Origin of the sequence: Pseudomonas sp. SJZ074 (genome assembly GCF_007828215.1) — a bacterium.
Classification (GTDB): Bacteria; Pseudomonadota; Gammaproteobacteria; order Pseudomonadales; family Pseudomonadaceae; genus Aquipseudomonas.
Map to the genome: position 1 here is coordinate 165977 of NZ_VIUE01000002.1, position 18439 is coordinate 184415.

The 18439-nt window shown below is 61.4% G+C and carries 12 protein-coding genes; 5 read left to right on the forward strand and 7 right to left on the reverse strand.

What is annotated here, in order from left to right:
* Positions 1 to 2: 2 nt before the first annotated feature.
* Entirely contained in the window at positions 3 to 1283 is a 1281-nt protein-coding gene (locus FBX99_RS03120; RefSeq protein WP_145130581.1) for a hybrid sensor histidine kinase/response regulator, read from the forward strand.
* A complete protein-coding gene (locus FBX99_RS03125) occupies positions 1276 to 1653 on the forward strand; it encodes a response regulator (RefSeq protein ID WP_144921953.1) in 378 nt (125 codons plus the stop codon). The genes FBX99_RS03120 and FBX99_RS03125 overlap by 8 nt, the downstream gene beginning before the upstream one ends.
* Before the next feature lie 364 nt (positions 1654 to 2017).
* On the opposite strand, the gene FBX99_RS03135 is transcribed toward FBX99_RS03125, so the two are convergent.
* The 7 genes from FBX99_RS03135 to FBX99_RS03170 all read right to left on the reverse strand — a co-directional run bounded on the left by FBX99_RS03135 (position 2018) and on the right by FBX99_RS03170 (position 13621).
* Positions 2018 to 3688 (reverse strand): response regulator, encoded by a 1671-nt coding sequence (locus FBX99_RS03135; protein ID WP_144921958.1) that lies wholly within the window; start codon positions 3686 to 3688, stop codon positions 2018 to 2020.
* Entirely contained in the window at positions 3685 to 5187 is a 1503-nt protein-coding gene (locus FBX99_RS03140) for an ATPase domain-containing protein (RefSeq protein WP_144921961.1), read from the reverse strand. Before FBX99_RS03140 ends, FBX99_RS03135 begins: the two co-directional genes overlap by 4 nt.
* A 134-nt stretch (positions 5188 to 5321) precedes the next feature.
* Entirely contained in the window at positions 5322 to 6377 is a 1056-nt protein-coding gene (locus FBX99_RS03145) for a lipopolysaccharide assembly protein LapB (protein WP_144921964.1), read from the reverse strand.
* Positions 6378 to 6622: 245 nt separating this feature from the next.
* Positions 6623 to 8044, reverse strand: a complete 1422-nt coding sequence (locus FBX99_RS03150) for an efflux transporter outer membrane subunit (RefSeq protein ID WP_145130768.1) — start codon at positions 8042 to 8044, stop codon at positions 6623 to 6625.
* Positions 8045 to 8055: 11 nt separating this feature from the next.
* On the reverse strand, positions 8056 to 11235 hold the full coding sequence (locus tag FBX99_RS03155) for an efflux RND transporter permease subunit (protein ID WP_144921967.1): 3180 nt from the start codon (positions 11233 to 11235) through the stop codon (positions 8056 to 8058).
* 15 nt (positions 11236 to 11250) lie between these two features.
* A complete protein-coding gene (gene mexE / locus FBX99_RS03160; protein WP_047703215.1) occupies positions 11251 to 12504 on the reverse strand; it encodes a multidrug efflux RND transporter periplasmic adaptor subunit MexE in 1254 nt (417 codons plus the stop codon).
* A gap of 352 nt (positions 12505 to 12856) precedes the next feature.
* The gene (locus FBX99_RS03170; protein WP_256664008.1) at positions 12857 to 13621 is read right to left on the reverse strand and encodes an ABC transporter substrate-binding protein; all 765 of its coding nucleotides are present in this window, start codon (positions 13619 to 13621) and stop codon (positions 12857 to 12859) included.
* 431 nt (positions 13622 to 14052) lie between these two features.
* Between FBX99_RS03170 and FBX99_RS03175 the strand changes: the two genes are divergently transcribed.
* The 3 genes from FBX99_RS03175 to FBX99_RS03185 are packed head-to-tail and all read left to right on the forward strand — an operon-like array spanning position 14053 to position 18423.
* Complete coding sequence (locus tag FBX99_RS03175) at positions 14053 to 15768, forward strand: type I secretion system permease/ATPase (RefSeq protein WP_145130586.1); 1716 nt, start codon at positions 14053 to 14055, stop codon at positions 15766 to 15768.
* A gap of 20 nt (positions 15769 to 15788) precedes the next feature.
* Positions 15789 to 17108 (forward strand): HlyD family type I secretion periplasmic adaptor subunit, encoded by a 1320-nt coding sequence (locus FBX99_RS03180; RefSeq protein WP_145130588.1) that lies wholly within the window; start codon positions 15789 to 15791, stop codon positions 17106 to 17108.
* Between the two features lies 1 nt (position 17109).
* Positions 17110 to 18423, forward strand: a complete 1314-nt coding sequence (locus FBX99_RS03185) for a TolC family protein (protein ID WP_145130590.1) — start codon at positions 17110 to 17112, stop codon at positions 18421 to 18423.
* The last annotated feature ends 16 nt before the right edge of the window (positions 18424 to 18439 follow it).

Genomic DNA, 18439 nt, shown 5'->3' on the forward strand with positions numbered 1-18439 from the left:
ACATGCCAAGAGATATTCAAGCCAAACTGCTGATCGTCGATGATCTGCCGGAGAATCTGTTGGCGCTGGAGGCCCTGATCAAGGGTGACGACCGCAAGGTCTACAAGGCTCAGTCGGCTGACCAGGCATTGTCCCTGTTGCTGCAACATGACTTTGCCCTGGCCATCATCGACGTACAGATGCCGGACATGAACGGTTTCGAACTGGCCGAGCTGATGCGGGGCACGGAGAAGACCCGTAGCATCCCGATCATCTTTGTCAGCGCCGCCGGCCGCGAACGCAACTATGCCTTTACCGGCTATGAAAACGGGGCGGTGGACTTCCTGCACAAGCCACTGGACACCCATGCGGTCAAGAGCAAGGTCAATGTGTTCGTGGAGCTCCACCGCCAGAAGAGGGCGGTGAAGGAACAGGTCGTTGCCCTGGAACAGAGTCGTCGGGAACAGGAAGTGCTGCTGCAGCAATTGCAGGCCACCCGCAGCGAACTCGAGCAGGCGGTGCGGATGCGCGACGACTTCATGTCGATCGTCGCCCACGAGGTCCGCACGCCTCTCAACGGCCTGATTCTCGAGACACAACTGCGCAAGATGCACTTGGCCCGGGACAACGCCGCCGCGTTCAGCCTGGATAAGGTAAAGGCGATGGTCGAGCGCGACGAGCGACAGATCAAGAGCCTGATCCGGCTGATCGAGGACATGCTGGACGTGTCGCGCATTCGCACTGGCAAGTTGTCCATCCGCCCGACCCGCTTCAACCTCTCGGCCCTGGTGGAAAACCTGCTGCGCAATTTCCAGCCGCAGATTCTGGCCGCCGAATGTGCGTTGAACTACACCGCCGAACCATTGGTGGAAGGGCTCTGGGATGAGTTTCGGATCGAGCAGGTGGTGTCGAACCTGCTGACTAACGCGCTGCGCTATGGGGGCAAGAGTCCGATCGATGTGCGTGTCTACAAGACGCCCGAGCATGCTTGCATCGAGGTTCAGGATCGTGGCATCGGTATCAGCGAGGAGAACCAGAAACGCATCTTCCAGCAGTTCGAGCGGGTGACCTCCAAGGCGGTCGCCGCCGGCTTGGGGTTGGGCCTGTTCATTTCCGAGCAGATCGTCACGGCTCATGGAGGGACTATCTCGGTCAACAGTCGTATCAACGAGGGCGCGTTGTTCCGCGTTTGCCTGCCCTTGCAGGACGCCGTCCTTCTAAAAAACGTTGCGTTGACGCAACCTCTGAATGGTCCTACGGTCGTATCAGCAGCTATTGATCGAACGAAGGCTTCTCATGAGTGAAGATGCGCAAGATGTTGTATTGGTCGTCGAGGATGACCCGTCAATCATGACGGTATTGTCCGCCTACCTGTCAGGAGTGGGGTATCGGGTGCTGGAGGCCGAGAGCAGTGACAAGGCCTTCGAAATCCTCGCAAGCAAGCCCCACCTGGACATGATGATCACCGACTTCCGTCTGCCGGGCGTTATTTCCGGGGTGCAGATCGCCGAACCGGCGGTCAAGCTGCGTCCTGAACTGAAAGTGATCTTCATCAGTGGTTACGCCCAGGAAGTGCGCGACACCGACAGTCCCATCACCCGCAAGGCGCCGATTCTGGACAAACCGTTCGACCTGGACGAATTGCAGAGCATCATGCGCTCGATGTTGTCCTGAGGCCTGCATCCACCACAGATCCCTGTGGGAACGGGCTCGCCCGCGAAGACGGCGGCACATTCAGCATCTCTGGGGCAGACATACCGCTTTCGCGAGCAAGCCCGCTCCCACACTGGGTCCTGCGGCGCAAACCCTGTGGGAGCGGGCTTGCCCGCGAAGACGGCGGTACATTCAGCATCTCTGGGACAGACATACCGCTTTCGCGAGCAGGCTCGCTCCCACATTGGGTCCTGCGGCGTATGCAGCTTTGTGTATGCCAAAACCTGTGGGAGCGGGCTTGCCCGCGAAGACGGCGGCACATTCAGCATCACTGGGACAGACATACCGCTTTCGCGAGCAAGCCCGCTCCCACAGGGTGCGGGCTTCAAGCCCCGATCATCTCCCGGACCTTGGCCGTCAATAGATCAAACGTGAACGGTTTGGTGATCATCTGCATACCCGGGTCGAGGAATCCGCCGCGTACTGCGGCGTGCTCAGCGTAGCCGGTGATGAATAGCACCCGCAGGTCCGGACGGATCTGCCGGCCAACTTCCGCCAGCTGCCGGCCATTCATGCCGGGCAATCCCACGTCGCTGATCAACAGATCGATGCGCTGGCCTGACTGGAGAATCGGCACCGCACCGTTGGCATCGCTGGCTTCAAGGAAGGTATAGCCCAGTTCCCCCAGTACCGAGCTGACCAGTACCCGCACTGCCGGATCGTCTTCGACGATCAGCACGGTCTCGCCGGCCTGCGCGGGGGCTGCATGCTGCTTGTCGACCAATGACTCGGGTGTTTCTTCGCCCAGGAAACGCGGCAGATAAAGATTGACCGTCGTGCCTTTGCCAACGTCACTGTCGATCGCCACATGACCACGTGACTGCTTGCTGAACCCATAGATCATCGACAGGCCCAGTCCAGTGCCCTGGCCGATGGGCTTGGTGGTGAAGAATGGATCGAATGCGCGATTGATGACCGATTCGGGCATGCCGCACCCGCTGTCCTGCACGCTCAGCACCACATAGTCGCCGGGCTCCAGGTTGCTGTACGCATCGGTGAAACCGGCATCCAGATGTTTGTTGAAGGTGCGTACAACCAGCATTCCGCCTTCCGGCATGGCATCGCGGGCATTGAGGACGAGGTTGAGCAGGGCGCTTTCCAGTTGATTGGGATCGGCCTCGGCGATCCAGAGTTGCTCGTCCAGTTGCACGTCCAGTCGGATGCTTTCGTTGAGGCTGCGCTGCAACAGTTCCCCCATGGACAGCACCAGCGTGTTCATCTGCACGGCCTTGGAGTCCAGCGACTGGCGTCGGGAGAACGCCAGCAGGCGATGAGTCAGGCCGGCGGCGCGGTTGGCCGAGGTCACGCCCAGGTCGATCAGGCTGTCCAGGTCTTCGGTGCGACCCCGGGCCAGGCGCCTGCGCAGCAGCTCGAGGCTACCGATGATCCCGGTCAGCATATTGTTGAAGTCGTGGGCAATACCCCCCGTCAGTTGGCCGACGGCTTCCATTTTCTGCGATTGACGCAAGGCTTCTTCATTGTGGCGCAACTGAGCGGTGCGCTCTTCTACCTGCTGTTCAAGAGTTTCGAGGGTGTTCTGCAGGCGCAACTCACTGTTGCTGAGATCGATCAGGCGTTCCCGGGCCTCGTATTGCCTTCGTCGTCCACGCAAGGCGGTGGTGACCAGGCTGACCAGGGTTACCGGATGGAAAGGGCGCTCCAGGAACGTTACGTTGCCCAGTTGCATGCCGATACGTGCCGCCGGGTTCTGTTCCGGACCACCATGATGGGTCAGCAAGACGATGGGCAGGTCCGACCATGCCGGTTGTTGTTCAATCTGCTGGAACAATTTTTCCAGGTCGGGCCCCACCAGGGCTTCCGACGAGATGACCAAGAGGCCGGCGCCATGCTCGAGCTCGTCGCACAGTTGCCCTAGATGGCGACAAATGAGACCGGTGAATCCGGCTTCATTCAGGATCATCAGGGCGATCCGGCTGTCCCGTCCCAGCGGCGCGAGGATCAATGCCCGCTCCGACAGGGGCTCCACCAAAATCACCGGGGCTCATCCTTGAGCAGCGGTTGGTCCGCTCCCATATAGGTCGGTACCCCACGCAAGACACCCTGGAAGGCTTCAAGTGGCTCACCGATCGTCATGCCTTGCCCGCTGATGCGGTACTCGCGGATCGTCGATTCGTGGCTGCCGGTGCGTTTCTTGATAATGGAGATCGCTCGGCGGACCTTGCCCAGAGCCTCGAAATACCGCAACAGAATCACGGTGTCGGCAAGATAGGTAATGTCCACCGGTGCCTGCATGTCGCCTACCAGGCCATGTTGCGCGACGGTCATGAAGGTCGCTGCTCCCTTGCGATTGAGGTACAGCAACAGCTCATGCATGTGCAGCACCAGCGCGTTTTCTTCTGGCATGGCAGCCTGATAGCCGTTGATGCTGTCGATCACCACGGTCTTGATATCACCGTCATCGACGCAACGGCGTACCCGATGGGAGAACTCACCGGGGGACAGCTCGGCGGCGTCCACCTGTTCGATCAGCAGGTTGCCGGTTTTTTGCAGTGCCTGGAGGTCGATACCGATATTTTTCATGCGTTCGAGCAGCAGGCCAAGCTCTTCGTCGAAAATGAACAGTGCTGCCTTTTCCCCCCGATGCACGGCCGCTGCGGCGAAGATCATCGAAATCAGCGACTTCCCGGTACCGGCCGGCCCGAGGATCAAGGTGCTTGAACCGGTTTCGATACCGCCACCCAGCAGGGCATCCATTTCCGCAATGCCACTGGAGAGTTGTAGACGCAGGTATTGCCCGCGGTGCTCGGCCGCCACCAGGCGTGGGAAGACATGAAGACCGTCCCCCATGATGGTGAAGTCGTGGAAGCCGCCACGGTATTTCTGCCCGCGATACTTGACCACCCGGATCCGTCGCCGCTCGGCACCATAATTGGGCGTCAGCTCTTCTAGGCGAATCACCCCGTGGGCGACACTGTGCACGGTCTTGTCCAGGGATTCGGTAGTCAGGTCATCGAGCAGCAGGACGGTGGCGTCGTAGCGCACGAAGTAGTGCTTGATCGCCAGGATCTGCCGCCGATAGCGCAGGGAGCTCTGCGCCAGCAGGCGGATCTCCGACAGGCTGTCGAGTACGACCCGGGTAGGCTTGACCTGTTCGACCACCTCGAAGATCTGTCGCGTCGCCTCCCCCAGCTCCAGGTCCGATGAGTACAGCAGGCTTTGCTGATGCTCGGCATTGAGCAGGCTTTCAGGCGGCGTCAGTTCGAAAATGTGGATGTGGTCATCCAGGGTCCACCCGTGGGAGGCCGCGCCTTGGCGCAATTCACGCTCGGTTTCCGAGAGCGTGATGTACAACGAGCGCTCGCCGGCTTTGGCGCCGGCCAGCAAGAAATGCAACGCGACCGTGGTCTTGCCGGTGCCGGGTTCCCCTTCCAACAGGAACACATGGCCGCGGGACAAGCCACCGGAGAGGATATTGTCCAGCCCTTCGATACCGGTGGCGGCTTTGGCGTCGATCAACTCGTTCAATGTAGACAAAAATAGCCCCCTCAATGGCCAAGGAAGTAAAGCAGGTTGAAGTGTCTGAATACTTGACCCTTGGCGGTGATAGCGGTTCCACTCCCGGCACAAAACCTGTGAAGTTGCACAGCTTTCGGAGCGACCAGGGCTTTCTACAACCCCTGCTGCAACGCCGGGTCGTCCGGGTTCAGCTGCTCCAGTTTCGCCAACAATATCTGCACATTCTGCAGTTGTCCGGTTTCCTTCCAGTAATTGATCAGCAGCACCCGCGCCTTACGGTCGGCGGGGTAGCGCTGGACAATTTCCTGCAACTGCTTCTGCGCGGCTTCCAATTCCTGCTCGGCATGCAGGGTGGTTGCCAGGTCGTAACGGTAATGACGATTGTCGGGCTCGAGCTCCACGGCTTTTGCCAGGCCGAGCACCGCGTACTCACTCTGGCCGTGCTGCAGCAACCACATGCCCAGCGCATGTTGCAGGTAAGCTGACTGGGGCTGGCTTTGCAACTGTCTTGCGAGTAATTGTCGCGCGGCTTCGCCCTGGCCCTGTTTGTCGAGTACCTCGATCTGCATGACCACCGCCGGCAAGTTGTTGGGTTGCAGGCGCAAGGCTTGTTCCAGTGCTTGCTGAGCTTTTTTTAGCTCGGCGTTGTGCAGGTACAGGCGGGCGAGTTGATAGAGGGACTCGGTGGTTTGCGGGCCGTCTTCAAGCTGCTGTTCCCAGGTGTCGATGGCCAATTGCATGGCCCCGAAGTACAAGCCAAGGTCATCCGGCGACAGGCCCAGCAGGGCGTTCACGGCGGCAAATCGCACGCCGGAGTCGTCATCGTCGAGCAACGGCCCGAGCAGCAGGCTGCGCTGCCCCGTCGGCACCAGTCCGGCAATGCTGCCGATGGCTGCCCGGCGTACATCCGGCGATTCGTTGTGCAGGTCCGCATCCGCCAGTTTCAGGGCCTGGGGGCTTGGGTAGTTGGGCAGTTCGGCGTGCAGCCACACGCGACGCTTGGGCGAGAGGTCCGGACGCCCGAGTTGCTGATAGAGCATTCTCGCCGCGCCCGGGAGCCCGTTGCGCGCCTGCGCCAGGGCCTCACTGTAGCCGCGCTTGACGGCCTCGGGGATTTGAGGGGTGCTGCTGTGCCGCCACAACGCAACCAGACCGATCATCAGGACGATCCCAAGGCTGAACAGAAGATAGCGGCGAGACGAAGGCATGCAGGTAATCCATAACCGGGAAACTTGAAGTGTCGCAAGCTTCGGTCAGGTGGGGGGCTGAGTCAAACCTTGTGACAGCTATGCAGGGCCTGGGAGGACAGGTTGCTCTCGCGGGGATCTAGCGAAGCCCTTGTGGGAGCGAGCCTGCTCCGGGCTAAGAAATAAAAAGCCCCGCGTCCAAGGCGGAGGCGGGGCAAGGATCTGGTTGATTGCGGTCAACCAAAGGGGCTCTGTGCAAAGGCCGGTCAGTTGCTGGCGACGGTTTCCGGCTGCCAGCCACCGCCCAGGGCCTTGTAGATCGCGACGATGCCGCGGTACAGATCGACTTCGGCCTGGGCCTGGGTGTCTTCGGCGGCGAGGCGTTCGCGCTGGGCGTCGAGCAGCACGAGGAAGTCCACGGTGCCTTCGCGGTAGCGAATTTCCGCCAGGTCGGCAGCGGCACGGCTGGATTCGCTCTGGCGGATCAACGAGATCAGGCGTTGCTGGCGTTTGCCATAATCGCTGAAGGCGTTTTCCGATTCTTCCAGGGCCAGTAGCACCTGTTGCTCATAAGTCGCCAGGGCGCCATCGGCCTCGGCATTGGCACCGCGCAGGCGAGCCCGCACGCTGCCCAGATCGAACGCTGCCCAGGTAATGCTCGGGCCCAGTGCCCAGGCGTTGGCTGCCGAGGAACCGATCTGCGAACCACGTCCTGCGGTAAACCCAAGGAAGCCACTGAGGCTGACCCGTGGAAACAGGTCGGCCTTGGCCACGCCAATGCGTGCTGTGGCCGCGGCCAATTGACGTTCGGCGCTGAGAATGTCCGGTCGACGTTGCAACAGTTGTCCCGGATCACCGATTGGCAAGGCCTTGGCAATGGCCGGCAGGTCCTTGGGACTCAGATCCACGCTCAATTTGTCCGGACGTTCACCCAGCAGGGTGGCGATGCGGTTGCGCTGACGCACCTGTTCGGCCTGCAACTGCGGCACGCTGGCTTCTACCGAGGCCAGGCGTGCATCGGCACGGACCACGTCCAGCTGATCGCCTACGCCGGCATCGCGCAGGCTTTCGGTGATCTTGCGTGACGCCTGCTGATTCTGGAGATTCGCCAGGGCGATTTTTTCCCGCAGTTGGGCGCCGCGCAGTTGACCGTAGGCATCCACCAGCTCGGCAATCATGGTCACCTGCAGTTGGTAGAGATCGGCTTCGGCCGCCTGCTGATCGGCGTCGGTGGCTTCCAGGTTGCGCTGGATGCGCCCGAACAGATCCACTTCCCAGGCCATGTCCAAGCCCAGATCGTAGCGCTCGGTATTGACCCGATCGGTGGTCTGCCCCGGAATCTGGCCTTTGCCCAGGTTGCTGCTGGCGCGACTGGTGATGGTCGGCATCGCATCATTGGTGGCGTCGTCACGAATGGCCCGGGCCGCCCGCAGACGGGCGAAGGCGACGCGCAACTCACGGTTGCCTTCCAGGGAGCGGGTCACCAACGCGTTGAGGGTCGGATCATCGAACTGCTGCCACCAGACACCTTCGAAACGGGCCCGGTCGAAGTTCTTCTGGCCGGCGGCGCCGTCGGTGGCGGTAGTGATATTCGCCGCCTCGGTTTGCGGAGCCTTGTAGTCCGGCCCCACGGCGCAGGCACTCAGCGCCAGGACCAGCAAGCTCGGCGCGAACAGTTTCAAGCTCATTGTTGCCAGGCTCATTGTTGCGTCTCCAGTTTCAAAGCCCGGGCCGCCTTGCGGGCCTCGCTGCGCTCGACGAAGTTACGGATCAGTACATAGAACACAGGGGTGAGCAGCAGGCCGAAGAAGGTCACGCCCAACATCCCCGAGAACACCGCGACACCCATGGCGTGGCGCATTTCGGCGCCGGCACCGCTGGAGAACACCAGGGGCACCACGCCCATGATGAAGGCCACGGAGGTCATCAGGATCGGCCGCAGACGCAGGCGGCAGGCTTCCAGGACCGCAGCCAGCGGGTTCATGCCCTCAAGCTGTTTATCCTTGGCGAACTCGACGATCAGAATCGCGTTCTTACAGGCGAGCCCCACCAGTACGATCAGGCCGATCTGGGTGAAGATGTTGTTGTCGCCACCGGACAGGATCACCCCGGTAATGGCGGACAGCAGGGTCATCGGTACGATCAGGATCACCGCCAGCGGCAGGCTCCAGCTTTCGTACTGCGCCGCGAGCACCAGGAACGCCAGCAGAACGCAGAGCGGGAACACGAACAGCGCGGTGTTGCCCGACAGGATCTGCTGGTACGTCAGGTCGGTCCACTCGTAGGTCATGCCGTTGGGCAATTCGTCCTTGAGCAGTTTCTCAATGGCTTTCTCGGCCTGGCCGGAGCTGTAGCCTGGCGCGGCGGCACCGTTGATTTCAGCGGTGATGAAGCCGTTGTAGTGCATCACGCGGTCCGGTCCCGAGGAGTCGCTGACCTTGATGAAGGTCGCCAGCGGAATCATCTCGCCACGGTTGTTGCGCACCTTGAGCTGGCCGATCTGGTCCGATTCGAGACGGAATTGCTGCTCGGCCTGGACGTTGACCTGGTAGGTACGGCCGAAGCGGTTGAAGTCGTTGGCATACAGCGAACCCAGGTAGATCTGCAGGGTGTCGAAGATGTCACTGACGGCCACGCCGTGGGTCTTGGCTTTTTCCCGGTCGATGGCGGCATCGACCTGGGGCACGTTCACGGTATAGCTGGTGAACAGCCCGGCCAGTTCCGGCACGCTGCGGCTCTTGGTGATGATGTTCATGGTTTCCTTGTACAGCTCGTCGTAGCCCAGGTTACCCCGGTCTTCGATTTGCAGGCGGAAACCACCGATCGTGCCCAGGCCCTGTACCGGCGGCGGCGGGAAGATCGCCATGTAGGCTTCCTGGATGCCCGCGAACTGGCCGTTCAAGGCACCGGCGATGGCGCCGGCCGACTGGCTCGGGTCCTTGCGTTCGTCAAACGGTTTGAGGGTCACGAACACGATGCCGGCGTTCGGGCTGTTGGTGAAACCGTTGATCGACAGGCCCGGGAACGCCACCGCGCTCTGAACGCCTGGTTGCTTGAGCGCCACGTCGGACATGCGCTTGATCACGTCTTCGGTGCGGTCCAGGCTTGCGGCATCCGGCAGTTGGGCGAAGGCCACCAGGTATTGCTTGTCCTGGCCGGGCACGAAGCCGGTCGGGGTGTTGGAGAAGCCGAAGAACGTCAACACCATCAGGCCCGCGTAGACGAACAGGGCGATGCCGCTGCTGCGGATCACGCGGCCTACGGCGCCCACGTAGCTATGGCTGGCGCGGTCGAAGAAGCGGTTGAACGGACGGAACAGCCAACTGCCCAGCAGTGCGTCGAGGAACTTGGAGAAACGGTCCTTGGGCGCGTCATGGCTCTTGAGCAACACCGCGGCCAGGGCCGGCGACAGGGTCAGGGAGTTGAATGCCGAGATCACGGTGGATATGGCAATGGTCAACGCGAACTGCTTATAGAACTGTCCGGTCAAGCCGCTGATGAAGGCTGCCGGAACGAAGACCGCGCACAGCACCAGGGCGGTCGCGATGATCGGGCCCGTCACTTCACCCATGGCACGCTTGGTCGCTTCCACCGGGGTGAGGCCGAGGCCGATGTTCCGTTCGACGTTTTCCACCACGACGATGGCGTCGTCCACCACGATACCGATGGCTAACACCAACCCGAAGAGCGAAAGCGCGTTCAGTGAGAAGCCGAACAGGTGCATCACCGCGAACGTACCGATCAACGATACCGGCACGGCCACCAGTGGGATGATCGAGGCACGCCAGGTCTGCAGGAACAGGATCACCACCAGCACCACGAGGATCAGCGCTTCGAACAGGGTGTGGACCACCGCCTCGATGGAACCGCGCACGAAGATCGTCGGGTCATAGACGATGCTGTAGTCCATGCCCGCCGGGAAGTTCTTCTTCAGTTCGTCCATCTTGGCATGGACGTCGTTGGAGATCTGGATGGCGTTGGAACCTGGGCGCTGGAAGATCGGGATCGCCACCGCCGGCTGGTTGTCGAGCAACGAGCGCAGCGCGTACTGGCTGGAGCCCAGCTCAACCCGGGCAATGTCCTTCAGGCGGGTGATTTCACCATTGGCGCCGGAACGGATGATGATGTTCTCGAACTCTTCCTCATTCACCAGGCGACCCTGGGTATTGATCGAGAGCTGGAAAGCCTGGGCATTCGGCGCCGGCGGCGCACCCAGGGCACCGGCCGCGACCTGACGGTTCTGCTCGCGGATGGCGGTGACCACGTCGGTGGCGGTCAGGTTGCGCGAAGCGGTCTTGTTCGGATCGAGCCAGACCCGCAGGGAGTAATCGCCCATGCCGAACAGTTGCACATCACCCACGCCACCCAGGCGCGCCAGCTCATCCTTGATGTTGAGCAGGGCGTAGTTGGACAGGTAGAGCATGTCGTAGCGTTTGTCCGGCGAGGTCAGGTGCACGACCATGGTCAGGTCGGGCGACGCCTTGTCCACCGTGATGCCGATCCGGGTCACTTCTTCCGGGAGCTTGGGCTCGGTCCGGGTGACGCGGTTCTGCACCTGTACCTGGGCGTTGTCCAGGTCGGTGCCCAGGGCAAAGGTGATGGTCAGGGTGATCTTGCCGTCAGCGGTGGACTGCGAGGACATGTACAGCATGTTCTCGATGCCGGTGATGGCCTGTTCCAGGGGCGCGGCCACGGTTTCACCGATGACCTTGGGGTTGGCGCCCGGGAAGTTGGCCCGCACGACTACCGTCGGCGGCACGACTTCGGGGTATTCGCTGATCGGCAACTGGAACAGCGAGATGGCGCCGGCGATCAGGATCAGCAGCGAGAGCACCGCTGCGAAGATCGGCCGGGAAATGAAGAACTGGGAAAATTTCATCTTGAGTTCAGTTCCTTAACCGCGTGGGGTCGCAGCGGCCAGTTTGCCCGCCGCCGTGGACGTCGCCTTGGACGGCGCGACCTGGGGCAGGTTGCTGGCTTCGAGCGCTTTGCGTTGTTGAGCCAGGGCCGCGAGGGTTTGTTCGCTGGCCATCGGCACGACTTCAGGCGTGACCGGTGCCCCTGGGCGAGCCCGTTGCAGCCCCTTGACGATGATGGTGTCGTCCTTGCTCAGGCCGCTACGCACGATGCGCAGGCCTTCGATCTTCGGCCCCAGCTCGACGGGGCGATATGCAGGCTTGTTGTCGGCGTCCATCACCAGCACGAACTTCTTGCCCAGGTCGGTGCCTACGGCTTCATCGTTGATCAGTACGGCGGAGTAGGTGCCGCTGCCCACCAGCTTCAGCCGGGCATACAGGCCGGGGGTGTAGGCGCCGTCCTTGTTGTCGAACACGGCGCGGCCGCGGATGGTGCCGGTCTGCGGGTTGACCTGGTTGTCGATGAAGTTCATCTGGCCCTGGTGCGGGTTGCCGTCCTCGTTGGACAGGCCCATGTAGACCGGCGTGGCCTGGCCGCGCTGGCCCTGGCGGGCGAGCTGGGTGTATTTGAGGAAAACACGCTCGTCGGCGTCGAAGTAGGCGTAGACCTTGTCGGTGGAAACCACGCTGGTGAGCGCGGTCACGTCGGCGGTCACGAGGTTGCCGGCGGTGATTTCCGCGCGGCTGACGCGACCATTGATAGGCGAAGTGACGCGGGTGAAGCTCAGGTTCAGTTTGGCCAGGTCCAGTTGCGCCTGGATCGCCGCCGCCGCGGCACGGGCCTCCTGGGCGGCGCTGGTACGCGAGTCTGCCAGTTCGGCGGAAATCGCATTGCTCTGGCGCAGGCGCTCGCCACGTTGGGCTTCGTTCTCGCTGCGGGTGGCCGTGGCGCGGGCCTGGGCCAACTGGGCTTCGAGACGACGCACTTCAGCCTGGAAGGGACGTGGGTCGATCTGGAACAGCAGGTCGCCTTTCTTGACCAGCGCACCTTCAGTGAAGGCCACTTCATCGATCTGCCCGGAAACCCGTGGACGAATCTCGACGGTTTCCGGCGCCTCGAGGCGTCCGGTGAATTCGTCCCATTCGTTGACTGGCTGTTCCAGTACCTTGGCCACGCTGACTTTGGCGGCCGGCATGGACGCTGCCGTGTCAGGTGTCTTGCCACAGGCGCTTATCACCAGCACCGCCAACAGTGCGAGGGGAAAACGTAGTTTTGAAAGTGAATGGTCCATGGATAGCATCCGCCAAGTGTATTGAGATGGGCGGATAATGCGTGGCGCAATGCAGGGGAACGAATCGAATGAAGCAAAGGTAACTATCATTCGGAATGATATAAGCGCAGCCCGCCTGCGGATCAAAGGCGGCGAGGGGGAGGCCCGGTGGGAGCCGGGCTTGCCCGCGAAGGCAGCGGTAGATTCAACATCGATGCAAGCTGAACCACCGCTTTCGCGAGCAAGCCCGCTCCCACACTGGATCGGGGTATATGCGCCTTCGCGTATACCACAGGCCTCGCGATGACGGCGGTGCATTCAATATTGATGCAAGCTGAACCAGCGCCATCGCGAGCAGCCCTTGGAGCAGGGTTTATTGCGGCAGGTAGCGGTCATGCACACGGTCGATGGTGCCGTCCTTGCGCAGCATTTCAACGGCCTCGCGCAAATCCTCCACCATTTTGGGAGAACATTGCTTCGAGCAAGCCAGGTAAAGGTCGGCATGGCTGTTGACCGGGCTCATGAGCAATTTGCGCTGGGACACTTTCGGCCAGATGTAGCGACTTTCCGGAACACCGTTGAACCAGGCATCGATGCGTCCCATCAGCAGCATCTGGGCAGGGTTGTCGCCAATGGTCAGACGATAGATCTGGTCATCCCTGAAACCCTCGGCCCGGAGGATATCTTCCTGGGCACTGCCCAGGCCAACGCCGATCTTGTGGTAGGTATCCCTGGCTTCGGCAAAATTGCGCACTTGCCGGTCGAGGCTGAAGAAAGCCCGCTCCATCGGCATGATGGAGGCGATCCAGGTGAAGTGATCCTCACGACTGGGGATGCGCGACAGGGGGGCGATAAGATGGTCTCGCTCCTCGCTGACATGTTTTTGCGCCCTGGTCCAGGGCAATACATGGATTTTCACCGCGTAACCCGCCTTGACCATGGCCTGCACGGCGATATCGCCGACGATGCCATTGCCCCTGGGGTCGTTGACGAAGGTCAACGGCGGGGCGTCCAGGATGTGCAGTTCAATTGGCCTGGGCTCGCCGTGCGCGCTCTGGACGAACAGCAGCGATAGCAATAGACAAAGCCGTGAAAGCACTTCGGAACGGACATTCAACACGCAGGTGATCCGGCTCATGATCGATACTTCAGGCATTGAAAAAAGTGCTGCATTCTACTGTGGCCGGCGGCGTGAAACAGCGCCTCGCAGGTTATACGAATCATTCGATGCGGCGTTCCCGAAAAGCAGACCCGCCATGATCGTTTCGCCGGAAGGTTCTGTTGCTGTTGCCTTGACCTTAAGGGTTTTCTTGAAGGTATAGATCATCTGAGCGCCGAAGGCCTTGCGTTTTGAATCCGGATTGGCGGACGGATGCCGTTGCCTTGGCGGATCAACTGCACGGTTGCAACTTCCCCTTCAGAACCACGCCCACCTGCCGATACAGCGCAGGCAGCTCAAACCGTGCGGGCGCTCAAGAGGTGTCTGCCGACGTTCCTCAAGGCGTTCATGCGCCAGCGTCTACTACGATTTTTGCAGGTCGGCCTCCAGATCGACCTCAGGTATGAACCATGTCAGCCCACCCCAGGACCGAGCTGGAAAGTGCTCTTGCCCTTTGCAAGGGTAGTTTTCTATCCGTTGGTTTTTTCAGTTTCTTCGTCAATTTGCTGATGTTGGTGCCGTCGTTCTACATGCTGCAGGTGTATGACCGCGCGGTAGGCAGCGCCAGCCTGTCGACGTTGTTGATGCTGACGCTGATCATGTTGCTGTTGATGACCACGATGGGCGGCCTGGAGTGGGTGCGTTCGCGGATAATGGTGCGAGTCAGTACGCGCCTGGACTCGTTGTTGGGGCGGCGTCTGTTCGATGCCAGTTTCAGGCAGGCACTCAATACCGGCGGCATGAACGCCTCGGGCCAGCCGTTGAGCGATCTGAGCGCCTTGCGTCAGTTCCTGACCGGCAATGGCCTGTTCGCCTTTTTCGATACGCCCTGGATTCCGATCTACCTGGGCATCATGTTCATGTTCCATCCCTGGTACGGTTGGATGGGAGTGTTGAGCGCGTTGTTGCTGGGGGCGTTGGCCTTCGTCAACGAAAAACTCACGCGCTCGCCGCTGCAGGCCGCCAACCGGCAACAGATGATGGCCACCGCTTTCGTAAGCAAGAGCCTGCGCAATGCCGAAGTGGTCGAGTCCATGGGCATGCTTGCAAGCCTGCGTGAGCATTGGAGCCGTCGGGTCCATGAGGTGCTGATCCTGCAAAGCCTGGCCAGCGACCGCGGTGCAACCATCGCGGCGCTATCCAGGACATTCCGCCAGATCGTCCAATCCCTGGTGTTGGGCCTGGGTGCCTATCTGACGATAACCCACCGGATTTCGCCCGGGCAGATGATCGCCGGCTCCATTTTGCTGGGGCGCGCGTTGGCGCCTATCGACCAGTTGATCGGCGTGTGGAAAGGTTTTCTCGGCGCGCGCGCTCAATATGCCCGGCTCCATGAGTTGCTGATCAAGGTTGCCGCGGAGCCTGAACGCATGCAGTTGCCGGCGCCAGAGGGGGCGATTCATGTCGAAGGGTTGTCGGTCGGCGCCCCCGATACGCACAAACCGATCATCCGTGGCCTGGACTTCCAGGTCTCCGCGGGGGAGGTGGTGGGCATCATCGGCCCCAGCGGGGCCGGGAAATCAACCCTGGCCCGGGCATTGCTGGGAATCTGGCCACGCCAGGCTGGTACCGTGCGCCTGGATGCTGCGGACATCAGCCAATGGCGCCGTGAAGCGCTGGGCCAGTACATCGGTTACCTGCCCCAGGACATCGAGTTGTTCGAGGGCACCATCAGCCAGAATATCTCGCGTTTCGGCCCTGCGGACGCGCCTGCGGTGGTTGCCGCCGCGCGCATGGCCGGCGTGCATGAGCTGGTGCTGCAATTACCCGAGGGCTACGACACCGTGATCGGTGCCAATGGCGCAGGCTTATCCGGCGGCCAGCGTCAACGTATTGGCCTGGCCCGTGCCTTGTACGGCGAACCGCGCCTGGTGGTCCTTGACGAACCCAACTCCAACCTGGATGACGCCGGAGAAAAAATGCTCGCCGAGGCCCTGCGCAAACTCAGGCAGAGTCGGGCCACGGTGTTTGTCATCACTCATCGCTCCGGGGTGCTGGCGCAGGTAGACAAACTGTTGGTGCTCAATCAAGGCGAGCTGAGCCTGTTCGGCCCGCGGGACAACGTCCTGGCGCGATTGCAGGGCGTTGCGCCTGCAGTCCAGCCGGCCACCGCGATTCAATCGTAAGTAGCGGATTACCTCTTTTCATGCAGAACAGTCAGCCTTCATTCGCCCTCATGCCCGCGCTGCCGATCGATGATGGACCGGCACGGCGTATCGGCTACCTCCTGCTGTTGGTGACTTTCGGCCTGTTCGGCGGCTGGGCCAGCCTGGCACCGCTCGACAGTGCCGCGCTGGCGCCGGGCGTGGTCACGGTCAAAACCTACCGCAAGACGGTACAACATCTTGAGGGGGGCATCGTCCGCGAGCTGCGCGTTCATGACGGCGACCGGGTGAGCGCCGGCGATCTATTGCTGGTGCTCGACAACACCCAGGCGCGCTCGGAAATGGAAGCCATGCGCAGCCAGTTGATCGCCGCGCTCGAGTTGCAGGCCCGACTGGAGGCTGAGCGGGACGCACTGCCCGCGCCGGCAGCCGTGCCGACCCTGGATCCTGCTGATCCGCGAGTACGCGAGGCCCGCGACAGCGAGGCCCGGATCTTTCAGGCTCGACGGAATTCGCTGCAAGGCGAAGTCGGCCTGCAGGAAAAGACCATCGGACAAATCGAAGAGCAGATTCGCGGGTTCAAGACCATCGTCGCCAGCAAGCAGATGCTGGCGGCCTCCTACGAGGCTGAAATTGTCGATTTACGAGCGCTGCTTGCCGAAGGTTACGTGGACAAGCAGCGTTTGCGTGAACAGGAGCGCAGCCTCTCCCGGCTGCAGACCGAAATAGCCGAAACCCGGTCCCAGATCGCCCAGGCGCGGATCAATGCCGACGAGGCGACACTGAAGATACTGCAGTTGAAAAAGACCTTCGCCAGCGAAGTCGCCGGCTTGTTGGGGGATGCCCGGACCAAGGTGTATGAACTGCGCGAGCGGCTGGCGACCCTGCAGGATCGTGACCAGCGCACTGACATCCTCGCACCCGAATCGGGCATGATCATGGGCATGACCGTCCATACCCTGGGCGCGGTTGTCAGCCCTGGCACGGCGCTGCTGGACATCGTCCCGGCCAACGAAGAGCTGATCGTGGAAGCCCAGGTTTCACCGATGGACATCGATCGCATCGCAGTGGGCAAGTTGGCGAACATTCGTTTCAGTGCGTTCAAGAACAGCACTACGCCGGTGGTCGAAGGGCAACTGGTGCAGGTATCCGCTGATCGCCTGATCAACAAGGATACGGGCGCGCCGTACTACCTGGCACGGCTGGCCTTGACCGACAAGGGACGCCAGGCGCTGGGGGGGCTGGTCCTTGTGCCGGGGATGCCGGTCGAAGTGCTGATCAATACCGGTGAGCGGACGCTGTTGCAATACTTGATACAGCCAGCGAGCAATGCGTTCGCCCGTTCGTTGATCGAGGACTGATATGAAGTCCCTGATCGCGCTCTATCTGCTCGTCGTGCCGCTTGGCGCCGTTGCCGAAGACACTTACATGGACCTGTGGCAGCTCCATCAGGAAGCCCAGGGTGCCGATCCGCGTATTCTGCGGGCGCAAGCCCGGATCCATAGCGGGGAGGGTAACGAGCGCGCGGCCCTTGGTCAGCTGCTGCCGCAGCTCAACGCCAGCGGCAGCGTCAATCGCGGTCGGCGTGACGACGACCTGAGCCGTATCCAATACAACGGCAAGCGCATGGCCGTGGCACTCAGTCAGGTGATCTACGACCCGCAGGTCTGGCGCAGTTACCAGAAGTACGTGGAACTGGCCCGGCAGACCGAATACGAATCCGACGACACCCAGGTGCAGTCCAGCATCGACCTGTCCGAGCGCTACTTCGCTGTGCTCGCGGCGGAGGACGAACTGTCCCTGGTGCGCAGCGAGCTGGACGCCACCGAGCGCAACCTCAAGCGCGTCAATGCGCTGTATGCGCGACAAATGGCGATGGTGACCGATACCCTTGACCTGGAGGCGCGAGTGGATGCGCTCAAGGCGGATGAGATCGAGGCCGGCAACAAGGTCCAGATCAGCCGGGAAGCCATTTCCGAATTGGTGGGGCGTGATGTCCAGGAGCCCTTCAAGCGTATTGGCGACAACCCGGCATTCAGTCTGCCGGCACAAGCTCCGGACTATTGGGTGCAGGCGGCCCTCGACAGCAACCCGGCACTGCATGCTCGCGAGCACGGTATCCGCGCCGCCGAGGCGGCTATCGGTGAAGCCAAGGCCGGTCATCTGCCCCGTGTGGGCTTGAACCTGACGGCGCAACGTAGCGATATCGGTTATGAAGGGGCGGTGACGCCGCGTTCGGACAACCTCGTCGCCTCACTTGATTTGCAGGTGCCTCTCTACAGTGGTGGATCCACCAGCGCCCGGGTATCGACATCCGAAAGCGACAAGGAAGTCGCCCTGCAAGAGCTTGAAGCCTTGCGGCGCCAGGTGGTCAAGGAAACCCGCACCGCCTATCTCGGGATGTCGGCCGAACTCAGTCGGATCAAGGCCACACGCCATGCACTGGAATCGGCTGAAAAATCGCGGATGGCTACGGAAAAGGCTTTCGGGTATGGCGTAAAGAATGCTGTGGATGTCCTGGACAGCATCAAGGAAGAGTTTCGAGCACGGCGTGATTTCTATCAAGCCCAGTACCGCTTCGTCACCAGTTTGCTTGTACTGCATCGCTGGAGCGGAAGGTTGGGGGACGGGGACATTCGCAAGGCCAACGAATGGCTGGTTGCGCCAAAAAAATAGCGTCAGAAATTGCAAA

Coding starts and splice junctions, on each gene's coding strand:
- FBX99_RS03120 (WP_145130581.1), top strand. CDS start 3: ATGCCAAGAGATATTCAAGCCAAACTGCTGATCGTCGATGATCTGCCG.
- FBX99_RS03125 (WP_144921953.1), top strand. CDS start 1,276: ATGAGTGAAGATGCGCAAGATGTTGTATTGGTCGTCGAGGATGACCCG.
- FBX99_RS03145 (WP_144921964.1), bottom strand. CDS start 6,377: ATGCCTTCGTCTCGCCGCTATCTTCTGTTCAGCCTTGGGATCGTCCTG.
- FBX99_RS03150 (WP_145130768.1), bottom strand. CDS start 8,044: ATGAGCTTGAAACTGTTCGCGCCGAGCTTGCTGGTCCTGGCGCTGAGT.
- FBX99_RS03155 (WP_144921967.1), bottom strand. CDS start 11,235: ATGAAATTTTCCCAGTTCTTCATTTCCCGGCCGATCTTCGCAGCGGTG.
- mexE (WP_047703215.1), bottom strand. CDS start 12,504: ATGGACCATTCACTTTCAAAACTACGTTTTCCCCTCGCACTGTTGGCG.
- FBX99_RS03170 (WP_256664008.1), bottom strand. CDS start 13,621: ATGAGCCGGATCACCTGCGTGTTGAATGTCCGTTCCGAAGTGCTTTCA.
- FBX99_RS03175 (WP_145130586.1), top strand. CDS start 14,053: ATGTCAGCCCACCCCAGGACCGAGCTGGAAAGTGCTCTTGCCCTTTGC.
- FBX99_RS03180 (WP_145130588.1), top strand. CDS start 15,789: ATGCAGAACAGTCAGCCTTCATTCGCCCTCATGCCCGCGCTGCCGATC.
- FBX99_RS03185 (WP_145130590.1), top strand. CDS start 17,110: ATGAAGTCCCTGATCGCGCTCTATCTGCTCGTCGTGCCGCTTGGCGCC.